The organism is Segniliparus rotundus DSM 44985, assembly GCF_000092825.1.
Lineage (GTDB): Bacteria > Actinomycetota > Actinomycetes > Mycobacteriales > Mycobacteriaceae > Segniliparus > Segniliparus rotundus.
On record NC_014168.1, the window covers coordinates 218,223 to 234,480 of the forward strand.

Annotated in this window: 15 protein-coding genes; 11 read left to right on the forward strand and 4 right to left on the reverse strand. The window is 66.2% G+C overall.

Annotated elements, in window-relative coordinates; translation table 11 throughout:
* Positions 1 to 94: 94 nt before the first annotated feature.
* Both leuS and SROT_RS01245 read left to right on the forward strand, forming a co-directional pair.
* The gene (gene leuS / locus SROT_RS01240; protein WP_013137187.1) at positions 95 to 2,923 is read left to right on the forward strand and encodes a leucine--tRNA ligase; all 2,829 of its coding nucleotides are present in this window, start codon (positions 95 to 97) and stop codon (positions 2,921 to 2,923) included.
* Between the two features lie 45 nt (positions 2,924 to 2,968).
* Positions 2,969 to 3,412, forward strand: coding sequence for a PPOX class F420-dependent oxidoreductase (locus SROT_RS01245; RefSeq protein WP_013137188.1), 444 nt, complete (start codon positions 2,969 to 2,971; stop codon positions 3,410 to 3,412).
* A 51-nt stretch (positions 3,413 to 3,463) separates the two neighbouring features.
* Here the strand turns inward: SROT_RS01245 and SROT_RS01250 are convergent, their stop codons facing one another.
* Entirely contained in the window at positions 3,464 to 5,236 is a 1,773-nt protein-coding gene (locus tag SROT_RS01250) for an ABC-F family ATP-binding cassette domain-containing protein (protein ID WP_013137189.1), read from the reverse strand.
* Between the two features lie 102 nt (positions 5,237 to 5,338).
* Between SROT_RS01250 and SROT_RS01255 the strand changes: the two genes are divergently transcribed.
* Complete coding sequence (locus SROT_RS01255; RefSeq protein ID WP_245535332.1) at positions 5,339 to 6,001, forward strand: JAB domain-containing protein; 663 nt, start codon at positions 5,339 to 5,341, stop codon at positions 5,999 to 6,001.
* A 3-nt stretch (positions 6,002 to 6,004) separates the two neighbouring features.
* Here SROT_RS01255 and SROT_RS01260 read toward each other — a convergent pair whose 3' ends face one another.
* Together SROT_RS01260 and SROT_RS01265 are read right to left on the reverse strand one after the other, a co-directional pair.
* Positions 6,005 to 6,649 carry a VC0807 family protein gene (locus SROT_RS01260; RefSeq protein ID WP_013137191.1) on the reverse strand — a complete coding sequence of 215 codons (645 nt, stop codon included), beginning with the start codon at positions 6,647 to 6,649 and terminating at the stop codon, positions 6,005 to 6,007.
* 113 nt (positions 6,650 to 6,762) lie between these two features.
* Positions 6,763 to 7,149 (reverse strand): PNPOx family protein, encoded by a 387-nt coding sequence (locus SROT_RS01265; RefSeq protein ID WP_013137192.1) that lies wholly within the window; start codon positions 7,147 to 7,149, stop codon positions 6,763 to 6,765.
* Between the two features lie 198 nt (positions 7,150 to 7,347).
* Here SROT_RS01265 and SROT_RS01270 point away from each other — a divergent pair, with 198 nt between their 5' ends.
* Positions 7,348 to 8,334 (forward strand): acyl-ACP desaturase, encoded by a 987-nt coding sequence (locus tag SROT_RS01270; protein WP_013137193.1) that lies wholly within the window; start codon positions 7,348 to 7,350, stop codon positions 8,332 to 8,334.
* A gap of 30 nt (positions 8,335 to 8,364) precedes the next feature.
* Here the strand turns inward: SROT_RS01270 and SROT_RS01275 are convergent, their stop codons facing one another.
* Positions 8,365 to 10,029 (reverse strand): alpha-keto acid decarboxylase family protein, encoded by a 1,665-nt coding sequence (locus SROT_RS01275; RefSeq protein WP_013137194.1) that lies wholly within the window; start codon positions 10,027 to 10,029, stop codon positions 8,365 to 8,367.
* A gap of 136 nt (positions 10,030 to 10,165) precedes the next feature.
* On the opposite strand from SROT_RS01275, the gene SROT_RS01280 reads away from it, so the two are divergent.
* From SROT_RS01280 to SROT_RS17255, 7 genes are all read left to right on the forward strand, one after another.
* A complete protein-coding gene (locus SROT_RS01280) occupies positions 10,166 to 11,062 on the forward strand; it encodes a hypothetical protein (RefSeq protein WP_013137195.1) in 897 nt (298 codons plus the stop codon).
* Positions 11,063 to 11,172: 110 nt separating this feature from the next.
* Positions 11,173 to 11,649, forward strand: a complete 477-nt coding sequence (locus SROT_RS01285) for a hypothetical protein (RefSeq protein WP_013137196.1) — start codon at positions 11,173 to 11,175, stop codon at positions 11,647 to 11,649.
* A gap of 37 nt (positions 11,650 to 11,686) precedes the next feature.
* Positions 11,687 to 12,238, forward strand: a complete 552-nt coding sequence (locus SROT_RS16305; RefSeq protein ID WP_148223295.1) for a hypothetical protein — start codon at positions 11,687 to 11,689, stop codon at positions 12,236 to 12,238.
* Between the two features lie 260 nt (positions 12,239 to 12,498).
* Positions 12,499 to 12,846 carry a hypothetical protein gene (locus SROT_RS16310; protein ID WP_148223296.1) on the forward strand — a complete coding sequence of 116 codons (348 nt, stop codon included), beginning with the start codon at positions 12,499 to 12,501 and terminating at the stop codon, positions 12,844 to 12,846.
* A gap of 287 nt (positions 12,847 to 13,133) precedes the next feature.
* Entirely contained in the window at positions 13,134 to 13,400 is a 267-nt protein-coding gene (locus tag SROT_RS01290) for a hypothetical protein (RefSeq protein ID WP_148223297.1), read from the forward strand.
* A 10-nt stretch (positions 13,401 to 13,410) separates the two neighbouring features.
* Positions 13,411 to 13,947 (forward strand): hypothetical protein, encoded by a 537-nt coding sequence (locus tag SROT_RS16315; RefSeq protein WP_148223298.1) that lies wholly within the window; start codon positions 13,411 to 13,413, stop codon positions 13,945 to 13,947.
* 1,444 nt (positions 13,948 to 15,391) lie between these two features.
* Positions 15,392 to 16,225 (forward strand): hypothetical protein, encoded by an 834-nt coding sequence (locus tag SROT_RS17255; RefSeq protein WP_013137198.1) that lies wholly within the window; start codon positions 15,392 to 15,394, stop codon positions 16,223 to 16,225.
* Positions 16,226 to 16,258 lie beyond the last annotated feature (33 nt).

Sequence of the window (16,258 nt, forward strand, 5' to 3'; positions counted from 1 at the left end):
CCGCACGAGTGCCAGCCGGCGGCTTGTCCGCGAACGCGAGCGCCGCAGCCGGTTGTGCCCACGCGTTGAAGACGGCGCAGTAAGCTGTGCCCCCATGACTGAACCTGCCGCGCATCGTTACGACAACGCCACCGTCCGGCGCATCGAGGAGTTTTGGCAGGCCGAGTGGCAGCGTTCGGGGGCGCTGCACGCGGACAACCCGACCGGCGAGCTCGCGGGCGACGGCGCGGCGCGGGAGCCGTTCTTCATCATGGACATGTTCCCCTACCCCTCCGGGGACGGATTGCACGTCGGGCATCCGCTCGGCTTCATCGCCACCGACGTGTTCGCCCGGTTCCAGCGGATGGCGGGCAAGAACGTCCTGCACACAATGGGCTTTGACTCCTTCGGCCTGCCCACGGAGATTTACGCGGTGCAGACCGGGACACACCCGGCGGCGGTGACCGACCGCAACGTCGAGCGGTTCTTGCGCCAAATCCGCCGCATCGGCCTCGGCCACGACGAACGCCGCCGGTTCAAAACCTCCGACCCGGACTACTACCGTTGGACGCAGTGGATCTTCCTGAAGATTTACAACGCCTGGTACGACCGCGAGGCTGGCCGAGCCCGGCCGGTGGGCGAGCTGGAGGCGGCGTTCGCCTCCGGAGCGAGGGCGACGCCGGACGGGCGCGCGTGGTCCGCGCTGACCAAGGCCGAGCAACGCGCGGTCGTCGACTCGCACCGGCTCGTGGGCAGGCACGAGTCGGTGGTGAACTGGTGCCCCGGCCTCGGGACGGTGCTGTCGAACGAGGAGGTCACCGACGAGGGCCGCTCGGAGCGCGGCAATTTCCCGGTGTTCCGCAAGAGCCTGCGGCAATGGACGATGCGCATCACCGAGTACGCCGACCGGCTCATCGACGACCTCGACCGGCTGGACTGGCCTGAGAAGGTCAAATCCATGCAGCGCAACTGGATTGGCCGCTCCACTGGCGCGGTGGTGTCCTTCCCATGCGGCGAGCAGGTGTTGGAAGTCTTCACCACCCGCCCGGACACCCTCTACGGCGTCACATTCCTGGTCGCCGCGCCCGAATCGGAGCTCGTCGCCAGCCTTGTGCCGCAAGCCTGGCCGGTCGGGACGGACCCGCGGTGGACCGGCTCGGCCGCGACGCCGGCCGAGGCCGTCGCCACGTACCGGGCCAAGGTCGCGAACCGGGCCGAACGGGAGCGTCAGGAGGACAAAGCCAAGACGGGCGTGTTCACGGGGGCGTTCGCCGTCAACCCGCTCACGCAGGAGCGCATTCCCGTCTTCGTCGCGGACTACGTCCTCGCCGGTTACGGCACGGGCGTTGTCATGGCCGTGCCGGGGCACGACCAGCGGGACTGGGACTTCGCGAAAACCTTCGGGCTGCCCGTCGCGGAGGTGGTTTCCGGCGGGGACGTCGAGATCGGCGCGCACACCGGCGAGGGGCAGCTGGTGAACTCCGGGTCGTGGGACGGGCTTTCCGCGAGCGAGGCGAAGGCCGTCGCTGCCGACGATCTCGAGCGGCTCGGGGTGGGCCGCAAGCAGCTGCAATACAAGCTGCGCGACTGGCTCTTCGCCCGCCAGCGTTACTGGGGCGAGCCGTTCCCTCTGGTCGCGGACGAATCCGGGCAGGTCTTCCCGCTCGACGACACGGCCCTGCCGGTGCTGTTGCCGCAAATCGAGGACTTCCGGCCCATCGTCTTCGACGCCGACGACCAAGACTCCCGCCCGTCCGCCCCGTTGAAAAAAGCGGGCGATTGGCTCACGGTGGAATGCGACTTCGGCGACGGCGCGCAGCCGTACACCCGCGAAACCGACGTGATGCCGAACTGGGCCGGGAGCTGCTGGTATTACTTGCGCTACCTCGACCCGAAGAACGAGGAGGCGTTCTGCGACCCGGAGAACGAACGTTATTGGATCGGCCCGAGGCCCGACGCCCGAGGCGGCGCAGATCCGGGCGGGGTGGACCTGTACGTCGGCGGGACCGAGCACGCGGTGCTGCACCTGCTGTACGCGCGGTTCTGGCACAAAGTCCTCCACGACCTCGGCTACGTGTCTTCGGCGGAGCCGTTCCGGCGTTTGTTCAACCAGGGCTACATCCAGGCGCCCTCGTACACCGACTCCCGAGGCGCGTACGTCCCCGCGGCTGAGGTCGAGGAGCGCGACGGGGAGTTCTTCTGGCAGGGGCAACCGGTCAAACGCGAGTTCGGCAAAATGGGCAAGAGCCTGAAGAACTCGATCACCCCCGACGAGATCTGCGACGAGTACGGCGCGGACACGCTGCGGGTCTACGAGATGTCGATGGGCCCCTTGGACCAGTCCAAGGACTGGTCCACCAAGGACATCGTCGGCGCGCAGCGCTTCCTCGCCAGGGTGTGGCGTGTCGTGGTGGACGAGCAGTCCGGGCAGGCCTGCGTTGTCGACGCGGAGCCGGACGCAGAGACTGTGCGCGCCTTGCACCGCGCCATCGACCAGGTCGGCCAGGAGTACGCCGCGCTGAAGTTCAACTTGGCGGTGGCCAAGCTCATCGAGTACACCAACTACCTCACCAAACGCTATCTTTCCGGCCAGCAGGGCGCGGAAGGCGCGCCGCGCGCCGCGGTGGAGCCGCTTGTGGTGATGCTCGCCCCGCTCGCCCCGCACCTGGCCGAGGAGCTGTGGCGCAGGCTCGGGCACGACGAACTGCTGGTGCGCCACCCCTTCCCGACCGCCGACCCGGCGTTCCTCGTGGATGACGAGGTGAAGCTCCCGGTGCAGGTCGCAGGCAAAGTGCGCGCCACGATCGTCGTGCCCGCCGGGGTTTCGGAGGACGTTGTCCGCGCGGCCGCCCTCGCCGACCCCAAAGTCGTGGAGCACCTGGCGGGCAAGGAGCCCAAGCGGGTCATCGTCGTGCCGAAGAAGATGGTCAGCATCGTGCTGTGAGCACGCCGCTCGGCGCAGTGCTCGCGCGGCGGCTAGGGTGGGGATGTGGCCGAGGCGCATCCCGAAGTGACGTTCGCTCCCGAAGTGCGGGCCTTCCTCGAAGAGGGCACCAGGACCGGGGTCGTGGCGTGGGCCGGGGCGACAGGGCAGCCGTACGCCGCCCCGGTGTGGTTTGTGGTCGAGCAGGACGTGCTGCTGTTCACCACGATGGCCGACTCCGCGAAGGCCAAAGCCATGCGGCGCGATCCTCGGATCGCGCTCACCGCGCAGCTCTCGGAGCCCCCATACGCCTATGTGCAGGTCCGAGGCATCGCCGAGCTGATTGAGGACCTCGCGGAAGTCCGCCGGGTGGCAACCCTCGCGGGCGGGCGGTACATGGGCCAGGATCGGGCGGAGGAGTTCGGCGAGCGCAACGGGCAGCCGGGCGAAGTGGTCGTCCGGTTGCGTCCGACCACCGTGACGGCCATGCTCGACGTGACCGCGACCTGAACCCTCAGCCTGGCCTGTTGTCACTGGGCCCGTCGTCGCCGGGGGCCGTTGTCACTGCGCCTGTTCGAGCAGCTCCAACCAGCGGTCTTCGAGTTCGGCTTGTTCGCGTTCGAGGGCGCGCAGCGCGTCCGCCCCGGCGGCGAGCCCTGGGAAGTCGTCCGGGTCGTGCGCGGCGAGCTTGTGCCGCGCGGCTTCGATCTGCGCGCCGAGCTTTTCGACGCGGCGCTCGACCGAGGCGATCTCTTTCTGCGCCGCCCGCAGGTCCGCGGACCCGGAGGACTTCGCCTTCGCCCCGGCCGGCGAGGAGCTGCGCGCGTCTGCCGCCCGCCGCAACGCCAAATACTCCTCCACCCCGCCTGGCAGATGCCGCAATGTGCCGCCGAGGATCGCGTACTGCTGGTCGGTGACCCGTTCCAGCAGGTAGCGGTCGTGCGAGACAACCAGCAGCGTGCCCGGCCAACCGTCCAGGAGGTCTTCGAGCGCGACGAGCATGTCCGTGTCGAGGTCGTTGGTCGGCTCGTCCAAGATGAGCACATTGGGCTCGTCCAGCAGGATCAACAGGAGTTGCAGCCGCCGCTTCTGGCCGCCCGAGAGGTCCCGGATCGGCGTGGACAGCTGCGCGCTGGAGAACCCCAGCCGTTCGAGCAGCTGCGCTGGGGTGTGCTCCTTGCCGCCGACGGTGTACGAGCTGCGCTTGTCCGCGAGCACTTCGCGCACCCGCTGCGACTCGTGCTCGGCTAGTTCGGCGAGGTTTTGGCTGAGCGTCGCGATCTTCACCGTCTTGCCCCGCGCGACCTTGCCCGCAGTGGGCTCGACCTCCCCGGTCACCAGCCCGAGCAGTGTGGACTTCCCCGCTCCGTTCACCCCGAGGATCCCGGTGCGCTCGCCGGGGGCGATTCGCCACTCGACCTCGCGCAGCACCTCCCGGCCGTCGAACGAGACGCCGGCTCCCACCAGGTCCAGCACGGTTTTGCCGAGCCGGGTCACAGCGGTCGATCGGAGTTCGACGGTGTTGCGCGGCGGGGGTTCGTTCGCGATGAGCTGGTTCGCGGCCTCGATGCGGAATTTCGGTTTGCTGGTGCGCGCCGGGGCGCCTCGGCGCAGCCACGCGAGCTCTTTGCGCATGAGGTTCTGGCGTTTGGACTCGTGCGCCGCCGCCATCCGGTCCCGCTCGACCTTCGCGAGCACGTACGCCGCGTAGCCGCCGTCGAACGGTTCGACGACGCGGTCGTGCACCTCCCAGGTGGTGGTGCAGACCTCGTCGAGGAACCAGCGGTCGTGGGTGACGACCAGCAGGCCCCCAGCGCCTCGCGGCCAGCGGCTCTTCATGTGCTCGGCCAGCCACAGCACGCCTTCCAGGTCCAGGTGGTTCGTCGGCTCGTCCAGCATCAGCACGTCCCAGTCGCCCGCCAGCAGGGCTGCCAGCCCGACCCTGCGGCGTTGCCCGCCGGAGAGCGCCCGGACCGGTTGTTCCCACAGCTCCTTGTCCGGGAGGAGCCCCGCGAACACGTCGCGGATCTTGGGGTCCGAGGCCCACTCGTGCTCGGGCGCGTCGCCGACGACGGCCTGGCGGACGGAGGCTTCGGGATCGAGGTTGTCGCTTTGGCCGAGCACGCCGACGCGCAGGCCGCTGCGCGCGGTGACCCGGCCCGCGTCCGGTTTGTCCAGGCCCGCCAGGAGGCGCATGAGCGTGGATTTGCCGTCGCCGTTGCGCCCGACCAGCCCGATGCGGTCGCCTTCGGCGACGCCCACGGTCACGGAGTCGAGCACGACTTTTGTGGGGAATTCACGGCGGATCGACTCCGCGCCGAGCAGGTGCGCCATTGGTGTGCGAGCGTAGCACGCCCGAAGCCGGGCGTCGCTGTCCCTGGGGACAGACGTGGGCGCGGAGCCGAAGCTGTCAGTGCCGCCCCCGATACTGCTGGCATGACCACAGCCATGCGCGACATCCCGCAGCACGACCGGCCGAGGGAGCGGCTGCTGCGCCAAGGCGCCGCCGCGCTCAGCGAAGCGGAGCTGGTCGCGATCCATCTTGGTTCCGGGCATGCGCGGGCGAGCGCCCTCGACGTCGCCCACGTCTTGCTGACATCCTGGGGCGGCGTCCACGGGCTCGCCCGAGCCCGCCCGGAAGAGCTCGCCCGCACCCCAGGGGTGGGGCCTGCGAAGGCGGCGCGGCTGGCGGCGGCGTTCGCGATCGCGGGGCGCGTGGACGCTCCGGACGAGCCTGTGCAGCTCGTGCAGTCCTCGGATATCGCGCGTGTCGCCAGCAGGGTGTTGGGGGCGTCGCGGACAGAGCAGGTCGCGGTGCTGGTCGCCGACGCGCGGCTTCGGTTGCGCCGGACGGAGATCGTCGCGATGGGCTCGGCGACCGCGTGCCCCGTGCCGGTGCGGGAAATCCTCGCCACGGTGCTCCGTCACGACGGCGTCGCGTTCGCCCTTGCGCACAACCACCCGAGCGGCGACCCCACGCCGAGCGCCGCCGACCGGGCGTTGACGGACATGCTGCACAACGCCGCTTGGGCCACAGGCCTGCGCTTCCTCGACCACATCGTCGTCGCGGGGGAGCGGTGGCGCAGCGCGGCGTTCTGAGTTTCACGCCGGACGGTCGTGGCTTTTCACGAACGAGCGCACTTTGCTGACGATGAGGATGACGACCAGCACAGCGCCCGCGTTCGACACGATGCTGTTCAGGAGCTGCGACATGTCCACGGGGAGGCTGATGATGAAGGCGAGTCCGATGAGCGAGAGCGCGAGGCATGCCGCGCCGCTGAGAACGCTCAGCCGCGCGTGTGCCGCCCGGTAGTCGCGGATGTCTTGTGCGGACCAGCCGCGCCCGGGCAGCTCGCTTTCCCGAAGGCTCGGGCGCAGCTTCTCGACGAGGTCTTGCGTCACGGGTTTGCGGATGATGCCCGAGACGAGGAGGAACAGGGCCAGGACGAAAGCGGGCACGCTGTTGATGGCCATGGCCAGCCGGGGGTTTTCGGTGAGCAGGACGACCGCCAGGTTCATCCCGAAGAGCAACAGCATGTAGCCGGAGACGAGGTCTAGTTTCCGTTCGCGCAGCGCGTTGACGGCGGTTTGCGCGGCGGCGGCGACCACGGACGCCGTGAGGGCGAGCCAGGGCGGCGCCCCGCATGCCCTCGCCAGGTAATACACGATCAGCGGGGTCAGGGCGGCGAGCAACGTTTTTCGGACGATCGCCGACGAACGCGCAGACTCCTGAGGAATACCTGGCATGAAGCCAGCGTAGGGCAGGCTCTCGGTGTGGCCGGGACGCGCGAGCCCATGTTCTCCTGCGTGTCCGAGATGGCTGGCGCTCCCGGTGCTTGCGGCGACCTCCGAAACGGGGGTCAATCGATGTCGGCGGTGAAGACGGCGATGCGTTTGAGCGCCTTGCGGGCGATGTACGGCAGCCCGGCGCCGGGGTCGCCGGGCGGGACGATCCTGAAGTTGCTGATGCGGTGCGACCTGCCGAGGAAACGCACTTCCCCTTCGCCTGCGGCGATGAGGTTGCGCACCCAGTCGGTGTAGGTGCCGTGGCCGAGGGTGGCGACGAAGCGGCCCTTGGTTTGGACCGGGTTCACCGGCGTGCGGAACGTTTTGCCCGACGTGCGGCCCTTGTGCACGACCTGCGCGAATCCCGGCAGGTAGGGGGCTGCTTTGACGACGAGGGGGTTCATGAATGTGACCTGGAGCCGGTCGAACCATTTGGGGAAGATGTACGCGCCTTCGGCCATCAGGGCTCCTCGTTCTCGCGAGATCATGCTGTCCCTCACACACTAGGCCATGCGGCGCGGGGCCGACCGTTCCAGGCTCGCGCGGGGCCTTGCTGCGCGGCCCTGCCGTGTGTCACGTGCGGCGGTGACGTCCGACCCTTGGGGCCCGCCGCCGATGCTGCTGCACTGGGAGACAGTCGAGCGAAAGGAGATGCGGCGTTGGGAGCGGATTTGGATCAGTCGGCGTTGCTGTTCGAGCTGGAGGAAGTCGCCGAGCGGGAGGTGAACCGGCACTTGGCCATGGCCAAGGACTGGCACCCGCACGACTATGTGCCCTGGTCGGACGGGAAAAACTTCGCGGCGCTCGGCGGCGTCGACTGGGACCCGGAGCAGTCCAAGCTTTCCGATGTGGCCAAAGCCGCGCTGGTCACGAACCTTTTGACTGAGGACAACTTGCCGTCGTACCACAATCGGATCGCCGGGGACCTTTCCCCGGACGGGGCCTGGGGCACATGGGTCGGGCGGTGGACCGCGGAGGAGGCCCGCCACTCGACGGTGATGCGGGACTATCTCGTGGTCACCCGGGGCGTCGACCCGGTGGCGTTGGAGTGCGACCGGATGACCCATATGACGCACGGGTTCCAGCCGCTCGCGCGGTTCCCGCACGGCACGGGCGCGGCGTTCCTGCACACGGTCGCCTATGTCTCGTTCCAGGAGCTCGCGACGCGGATCAGCCACCGCAACACCGGCGCGATCTGCGGCGATCCGATCGCCGAGGCGATCATGCAGCGTCTCGCCCTGGACGAGAACCTGCACATGGTCTTCTACCGCAATATTTGCGGCGCGGCGCTCGACGCCGACCCGGACCAGGCGATGGAGGCGATCGCCAACGTGGTGACGAACTTCCAGATGCCGGGGTCGAATATGCCGAACTTCCGCCGCCATGGCGTGCTCATGGCCAAGCACGGCGTCTACGACCTGCGCCAGCATTTGGAAGAGGTGCTCCTGCCCGTGATCCGCACATGGCGCGTCTTCGAGCGCGCCGATTTCACCGCGCGCGGCGAGGCGGCCCGCGACCGCCTCGCCGCGTATCTGGAAGATCTGCGGACGGTCCAAGTGCCGAGGTTCGAGGAGCACCGCGACCGCGCGTTGGCCAGGGACAAAGCCAGGGGGATCGACCGGGCGCTCGCGCCGCAGGCGGTGTGAGCCCGCTGCGCCAACACGCGTGCCGCGCGGCTATGCGCGCGTGTTGGCCTCCGACATGGTTTCGCCGAGCTTTTGCAACAGCGGCGGCATGTCCATTTTCGCCACGACGGCCTCGATGAGCACGAGCCGGTCCTTCGCCGCCTCGGTTTCCTCGATGGCGGCGCGCAGCCCGCCGACCGTGCCGACCCGCAAACACAGGGGTTCCGTTTCCGGTTCGAACGCGCTGAGCAGCTTCGCGTAATCCCAGTGGTCGATGTCGTTGTAGGGCTGCTGGGCCCCGTGGATCGCGCGCTCCACCGTGTACCCGTCGTTGTCCACCACCACGATGACCGCGTTGAGGCCGTAGCGCGCGATCACCGAAAGCTCTTGCGCGGTGAGCTGCGCGGAGCCGTCGCCGATGAGCAGCACCACGCGCCGGTCCGGGCAGGCGAGCCCCGCGCCGAGCGCCGCGGGCAGGGTGTAGCCGATGGACGCCCACAACGGTTGCCCGATGAAGGTGACCCCGGCGGGCAGCGGGTGGGTGGCCAGGCCGAAGAACGAAGTGCCCGCCTCGGCGATGACAATGTTGCCGGGGGTGACCGCGCCCGCCAGCAGGTCCCACATCGAAGCCTGGGTCAGCGCCTCGCCCGGCGAAGCCGCCGACGCCGCGGGCGGGGCCGGGGCTGCTGGTTCGGGCGGGCGGGGGCGGCCCGAGAGCAGTTCGGTGAGCGCGCCGAGCGCGTCGCGCATCTCCAGCGGCGCGAACAGCTCGCCCGCCACCGTCGACTCGTGCGGGCCGATGTCCACCGTTTTGGCCACATCCAGGTGCTGTGTGAAGAAACCACTGATGAAATCCGTGAATTGCACCCCGGCCAGGATCAGCGCCTCCGCCTCTTCCACACCCGCGCGCACATGGGGCTCGCTGTTCGCCCCGATGTAGATCCCCAGGAAGTTCGGGTCCAGCTCGTCCACGATGCTCTTGCCCCACAACAGGGTCGCGTGCGGCAGCGCGCCCGCGTCGAGCAGCCGCGCGAGCTCGCCCACCGCGCCGAAACGATGCACCAGCAGGTCGGCGAGGACCGCGGGGCGCTTGTCCGCCAGCAGTTTCGCAGCGGCCTCCTGGAACGCGGCGAGCGCCCCTGGGCTGGACGCGTCCTGCGGGCCCGGGATGGGCGCGGCGGGCGGGTAGCTCGGCACCTGCGCCACATCCGAAGGCAACAACAAGTAGCCGGGGCGGCGTTGCTCGCGCACCTCGCGCAGCACCCGGTCGATCTCGCGCGTGGCGTTCGCCGGGGTGAGGCTCGCCTGCGCGCAGGTGATCTCGCGTTGGATGCGCAGGAAATGCTCGAAGTCGCCGTCGCCGAGGGAATGGTGCAGGCTGCGCCGGGCGCGTTGCGCGTCCACTGTCGGCCCGCCGCAGATGTGCACCACGGGGACGTGCTCGGCGTAGCTGCCCGCCGTGGCGTTCACCGCCGACAGCTCCCCCACCCCGAATGTGGTGACCAGGGCGGCGATCCCGTTCATGCGCGCGTACCCGTCCGCCGCGTAGCCCGCGTTCAGCTCGTTCACATTGCCCACCCAGGCCAGGCCGGGGTGCTCCACGATCCGGTCCAGGAACATCAGGTTGAAGTCCCCGGGGACGCCGAAGACGTGGCGCACGCCCAGTTCGGCGAGCCGGTCGGCGAGGTAATGCCCGATGGTGTACGGCTGCGGCATGCCCCGATTCTGCCGGGTGGTTTTGCGCGCGGCAACATTTGCCCGCATCGGCGGCGTCGCGCCTGCTTTGACACGTCTCTGATCGACGCGCGTACGATACGACCGAGTCGGAGGACGATCACCGGAGGTTCCAGGGATGACGCAACCGCACGAGAAGCTGCCGCCCGCGCGGAACCCGAAACCGTTGGAGGAGCGCATCCGCATCCTCGACGAGGAGCTGCCGCAGTTGCGCGTCAGCGGCGAGTCCGCGTGCAGGCGGGTTTTTGCGACCGTCGGGCACGAGCGCGCCCTGCTCGAACTGCGGTTGGCCTGGGAAGCCCTCGCCGACGAGTTCGAGCTGGCGCGCGGGTCGCGCAACGAGCCCTTGGGGCATGTCGCCTTGGCCCGGATCATCGAGACCGCCGTGCATGCGGCGTTGGCCGGGTACTCGCAGGCCGTCGTGGACGCCATGCACGAGCCCAAGCCTGCGGGCGCGTCCTTGGAGAACCAGTTCTACGACGAGTACTGGGATCTGCCCGAGGACGAGCGCCCCGACTCGGTGGACGACTACATCCGCCAGCGCAAGGCCGAGTTGGGCGGCCCCGTGCAACCCGAGGACCAGTACCAGGCCGACGAGGCCGCCGCCCAGGAGCGCATCCGGGCCGAAGTCGGCAGTTTGGCGGATTTGGACCCCGACAAACTGCGGGTCACCGAATCGTGGATGACCGACGAGGCCGCCGAATTGCGGGAGCGCTACGCCGAGACCGTGCGCAAGCTTCAGGCTTTCGACCCTGCTGGCGTGCGGGGCGTCGGCAAAGACAACCCGCACAACCCGATAGTGAAGGTCACCGTGTCGATGGCCTCCGCGTTCGAACTAGAACTCGGCGAGCGCGTGTGGAGCGACCCCGGTTCGCGGCTCGGCCAGGCTGTCGTCAAGGCCCACGCGGCGGCCCGCGCGGACTTCGCCGCGAAAATGCACGACGGCGGCATCACCTTGTGGGGCGACGGGCGGCCCGACGAAGAACAGCCCGGCGGAGCGCCGAGCCGCGCCTGAAAACGGAAGAGTATCCGATGGCGGGTGCGCAGCGAGGGGCTTGACGGGCCTATATACTGGTGTCAAAGATCCCGGGCGGTGGGGTCGTGGAGAACATGAGGAACGCGATCATGAACGCTGTGAATCCGGGGAATCCCGGCTTGAAGCTCACCGATATCGGTGGTGGAGCCTCGGGCCGCACGAATATCGATTTGGACGCCCTGGGGCGTGTCACCCTCAAGATGGAGCCGTTGAGGGCGGAGCTGGACGGCTTGATCAAGCAGTGGGACGAGTCCACCGAGCGTTACCATGCGGCTGCGGGCTCGGACGACATGAACGGCAACTTGAAACAGCAGTCGACCCAGGCCAAACAGGACGCCGATCAGCACAGCAAAGCCACCAGCGAGCGCGCGCAAAAGGCTGCGGACACCTCGAAAGAGGCCCATGCGCAGTACTCGGGCGTCGAGGACGACAACCACACAGAGCTCAAGAAACCCGGCGACCACCTGTCCGGCGGCGGCGGGGCGAACTTCAACGCCCCTGCGGCGACCCAGGCGGGCGCGGACTCCAACGCGTCCGCCGCAACGGGCGGCCCGGTTGCCCGGTAGGGCAGTGCTGGTCGTGGAACGAAGCGAGGAGCAGGGCATGAACGCTGTCACGAAGGCGGCTGTGCTGGATTTGGCGGCGTGGACCGCTCTTGGCGCCGCTGGTTGCAACCGAGGCGGCGGCGCACCGGCAACGGTGATCCAATCCACCATCATCCAGTCGCCGGGTGGGGGTAACGCAGGATCGTCTTCCTCAAGCGCGGCTCCGGTCGGTGTCGCTCCGATCAATGACTCCAAGGAGCTGTGCCATCAGGTTTTGACTAAAACGAGGGGGTTGAGCAATGCATCGATTGCTTTCTGGAAGATTGCTGTTGCTCGTCATGGATGGTCGTACTCTGACCCGGATGTTGAAGCTGCAGTAAATCGGATCGAGAAGGAAATGGACCCGATTTTTCCATCGTTTGAAAATTTTGTTGGTAAACAGGCGCCTGCTGTAATCGCCGATTCCGCGAGCGATTACTTAAAAACATTGAAAATCTTTTCTAATGCAATCGTTGAGCAACAGAAAGACGATGCTCTTAATCCTGCAGCAAATAACTTTGGGAATGCGAAAGATAAGCTTGAAAGCATTTGTAGTTCGAGTGGAGAGTAAAAATTCTTACACGGAGGGTTGCGGTGGTGGTATGGAAAGCGGAACATGAGAGATGAGAAGTTGGGCATGAAGGTTGTCGCGAGAGTGGCTGTGCTTGTTTTGACGGGCTTGACGGCCTTCGGTGCCGCTGGTTGCAACCGGGGCGGGGGCGGCGGTGGCACGACAACCATCATCCAGCAGCCGGGGGGTAATACATCTGCTGGGCAAGTTTCATCTCCGGTTACTAGTTCTATAGCTGCCCTTGATGACCCGCAAAAACTTTGCGGGTCATCAAAGGTAGAGGTAAAGAGATAATTAGCGCTATAGACAGCTTTGTTCTTGCGATCCCAAACAAAGAATCTGGGCAAGTCTGGAACTGGGGAGATGAGAAAATATCTCAAGCCGCTGATCATATGAAACAAGTTGTTGATGAATCTGCGCCAAAACTTGACGCGTATGTCGGTTCGGGTGCGCCAAAAGACTTAAGTGATGCTGTGCATAACTTCGTTAAAGTTGCTAAAGAGTTTGCTGATGCCGCTGATAGAAGGGCGGACGCGGATGAGATTAATCCGTTGAATAAAGAATTCACGGACGCGGTAAATAGAAATAAAGAAGTTTGTCACTTTTAATAAAAAATATTTAGCAAGGGGAAATGCAAAATTGCTGCACCCGCTCCGAATTTCAGGATTTTAAACGATGTTATTCAGCCGCAATGGCCGGATGCTGATGAGGGCGGTCCGGCGGCGGAGGCTGGGGTGAAGGATGGTTTGCTCTCGCAGATGCAGAGTGTGCTCGACCAGATCGACCAAGCAGGTCTATGGGGGAGTAAGAGGTCGTCGCTGGTTCGGGCTCGCAGTACGAGGTGGACGCGGAGCGCCGGAAGTGCAACACCCTGAAGGAGGCTTGGCTTGCGCAGATGAAGGCCCAGGCAGATTTCGAAAAGGCCACAACCGAAAATACGAAGAACGGGCGGGTTCAGATCACGAAGACGGCGAACGAAGCCCTTGCCAAGCAGTCTTCTGCGGGCGGTGTTTTTCAAAAGCGCGGGCGGGATTTCTGCCGGAGAGGTCTTGGGGCGTTCACGAAGGGTCTTGACGTGGGGCGTATACTGGCGGGGATCGTTGTGGCGGATGCAGTTTTGGCTGGTGGGGATGCAATCCTCACCTCAGAAGGTGAGAGATGAGGAGTTGGGCATGAAGGTTGTCTCGAGAGCTGCTGTGCTTGGTTTGGCGGGGCTGGTGGCCTTTGGTGCCGCTGGTTGCAACCGTGGCGGGAGCGGCGGTGGCACGACAACCATCATCCAGCAGGCTCCCCCGATAAACGGCGGTAGTGCTCAATCGAATTCTCTTACGCCAAGTGTGACTCAGACGCCTATATCTGACTCAAAGAAGCTCTGTAGCCTTGCTCAGGGTAGGGGTTTGGAAATTGTTCATGCAATTGATAAATTCTGGGGGTTAGTTATGAAAGATGGATGGTCCTGGGGGGACGAAAAAGTTGCAAGCGCGGCAGACAACGCTGGTCAGGTTGTGAGCAAGGTGGCTCCTGTTTTGGAAGCGGCCATTGGAAGTGGCGCACCTAAGGATATTGCCGATGCTATTCAGAAATTTGTGAAGTCTTCACGGAGTTTTGCTGATGCCATTACAAATAGGGCAGATGGTGACACTATGAATCCCTTGAATAAAGATTTTGGTGCTGCGGTAGATAATCTGAAAGCGGTTTGTAGTATTTGATTCTTGGCGATGATTATATTTTGAGTACGATAAAATAACTGGAAGAGGGGTAGGAATCTAGTAATGGCGGCTCCGAAGCCGGATTTTGGCTCTATCAATGATGTAATTATGCCGCACTGGCCGGATGCCGATGAGGGCGCTTTGGCAAACGAGGCTGGGGCGAAGCAAGGCTTGCTCTCGCAGATACAGGGTGTGCTCGACCAGATCGACCAGCAGGTCTATGGGGGGAAGAAAGAGGCCGTCTCTGGTTCAGACTCGGAGCAAGGGGTGGACGCGGAGCGTCAGAAGTTCAACGCCCTCAAGGAGGCTTGGCTTGAGCAAATGAAGAGCCAGGCGAATTTCGAGAAGATGACTGCGGAGAACGTGAAAAACGGCCGAAGCCAGATCACGAAGACCGCGAACGATGCTCTTGCTGAGATCGCCCAAGCGCAGGCGGCCTCTGATTCGTATCGCAGCTCTGTCGCCGGCAGGTTGAAAAATGCCCTTGGCCTCGTGGACTCCCAAGCTGAGCTTGAGGCCAAGATCGCCAAAATCAAAGATCAGGCGGGAAAGACTGCGGGCAACCAGCAGTCGGCTATGAAGAGTAGCAACGAGGATGTGTACACGGGAGGGTCCTTCGGTCGTGCGGCAGGCATGAATGCCGATACAGATACGAGTTACACATTTGGTCGGCAGGCTGGATACACCCGGGGCGATGCCGCTCAGGGTGAGTCTTTAGCTCGGCAGGCTGGATACACCCGGGGCGATGCCGCTCAGGGTGAGTCTTTAGCTCGGCAGGCTGGATACACCCGGGGCGATGCCGCTCAGGGTGAGTCTTTAGCTCGTGCGGCTGATAGTCAGCAAAGCACCGGTTCCTCGGCCTCTGGTGGTTCCTCGGGTTCTGGCGGCTCTGGCGGTGGTGCCTCGGGCAGCGGTGGTGCTGGTGGTGGTGCTTCGACGGGTTTGCAGTCAGGGGCTGCGGTTGCGGAGCGTGGGGCTGATGCTGCGCCGCAGGGGGCTAGGCAGGCTGGCGGTGGTGGTGGGGGTATTGGGGCTCCTCCGTCGATCAGCGGTATCGGCGGTGGTCCGGCTGGGGGCGGGCCAGGTGGGGGTTCGCGGATTGGTGGGATCGGCGCTGGTGGTTCGGAGGTTTCTCGGACGGGTGTGCAGGGGGGTGGTGCGGCGGAGAAGCCCGCCGCGCAGCCGTCCTCGGGCGCGGGTGAGCAGCGGGGTGCTGGGTTGAGCCGTGCGGGGGGTTCTGCTGGTGCTGGGGGTGTTGGCGGGGAGACGCGGGCGATGTCGGCGCAGCAGGCGGCGCTCAAGGACGCGATGCGTGGTGACACTGCTGGGGGTGCTTCGGGGACGGGGCGGCATTTGGAGCAGCAGGGGCAGGCGTTGGGCACGCAGCGGGTGACGGAGCTCTCGCCGACGGCGCTCATGGCGGCTCGGGGGGGAGACGGCGAGGGTGGCGGGTTCGTTCTCGGGGTTGCGGGACCGCATCGCGGCGGCGCATCCGGCGGCGGGGGCGGGGGAGCTGGCGGATTTGATCACCGGGGGCGGTGTGGTTGTCGGCGCTGGCCGCGCGGGGTTTTTGGCGGACGGGTTCACCTGGGGGCGGGTGGAGCAGCCTCCGTTCGAGCATGTGGGGTCGGGGGGTTTGGTGTTCTTGTTCGAGGACATGAGGGTCGCCCCGAATCCGCAGGCGGGGGTGTGGCGCCCGGTGGTGGCGCGGGTGACGACGACGGGCTGGTTGGGGCAGGTGGACCCGGCGATGCGGTTGCCGGAGGGCACGCGGGTGCTGGACCGCTCGAAGGCCCCGGCTGGGACGGACCACCTCACGAATCCGGGGTTGTTGGCTGTCGGGCTCGCGAAGTGGTTGTTGGAGGACGGTTTGGGCGGGGACTCCTCGTGGCGTTTGGCGGCGGTGTGTTTCCTTGAGGAGCCGGACTCGCGGTATGTGCAGGCTTTGCTGGCGTTGCCGCGCCCGGTGGAGGCGTATTGGCCGGACCGCCCCGGTTACGAGGCGGACGTCCCGCAGGCCGCAGTTCAGGACGCGCGGGCCCTGTCGTCGGAGGAGCTCGCGGTCAAGCAGAGTGACCCGTTGCGGCACGCGGCGGACATGGCGCGCCTGGCGCCGGACGGTTTGTACGATCCGGCGGGTTTGCCTCCCAAGGAGGCCGGGTGGTACCGCAAGTCCGTGCAGCGGGCGAACAGCGAGCGGATCACGAACGCGCGGTGGAAGCAGGAGTTGGACCAGTACCGGCGCGAGGAGCGCGGCGCGGGGGCGTTGAACTGGTGACCGCGGCGAACAGCAGGACGGGGAGGGGGTAGG

What these genes read in the sequence shown, in the direction of transcription:
- leuS (WP_013137187.1), top strand. Translation starts at nt 95, where the DNA reads ATGACTGAACCTGCCGCGCATCGTTACGACAACGCCACCGTCCGGCGC.
- SROT_RS01250 (WP_013137189.1), bottom strand. Translation starts at nt 5,236, where the DNA reads ATGGCGCACCTGCTCGGCGCGGAGTCGATCCGCCGTGAATTCCCCACA.
- SROT_RS01255 (WP_245535332.1), top strand. Translation starts at nt 5,339, where the DNA reads ATGACCACAGCCATGCGCGACATCCCGCAGCACGACCGGCCGAGGGAG.
- SROT_RS01260 (WP_013137191.1), bottom strand. Translation starts at nt 6,649, where the DNA reads ATGCCAGGTATTCCTCAGGAGTCTGCGCGTTCGTCGGCGATCGTCCGA.
- SROT_RS01265 (WP_013137192.1), bottom strand. Translation starts at nt 7,149, where the DNA reads ATGGCCGAAGGCGCGTACATCTTCCCCAAATGGTTCGACCGGCTCCAG.
- SROT_RS01275 (WP_013137194.1), bottom strand. Translation starts at nt 10,029, where the DNA reads ATGCCGCAGCCGTACACCATCGGGCATTACCTCGCCGACCGGCTCGCC.
- SROT_RS01280 (WP_013137195.1), top strand. Translation starts at nt 10,166, where the DNA reads ATGACGCAACCGCACGAGAAGCTGCCGCCCGCGCGGAACCCGAAACCG.
- SROT_RS01285 (WP_013137196.1), top strand. Translation starts at nt 11,173, where the DNA reads ATGAACGCTGTGAATCCGGGGAATCCCGGCTTGAAGCTCACCGATATC.
- SROT_RS16305 (WP_148223295.1), top strand. Translation starts at nt 11,687, where the DNA reads ATGAACGCTGTCACGAAGGCGGCTGTGCTGGATTTGGCGGCGTGGACC.
- SROT_RS01290 (WP_148223297.1), top strand. Translation starts at nt 13,134, where the DNA reads ATGAAGGCCCAGGCAGATTTCGAAAAGGCCACAACCGAAAATACGAAG.
- SROT_RS16315 (WP_148223298.1), top strand. Translation starts at nt 13,411, where the DNA reads ATGAAGGTTGTCTCGAGAGCTGCTGTGCTTGGTTTGGCGGGGCTGGTG.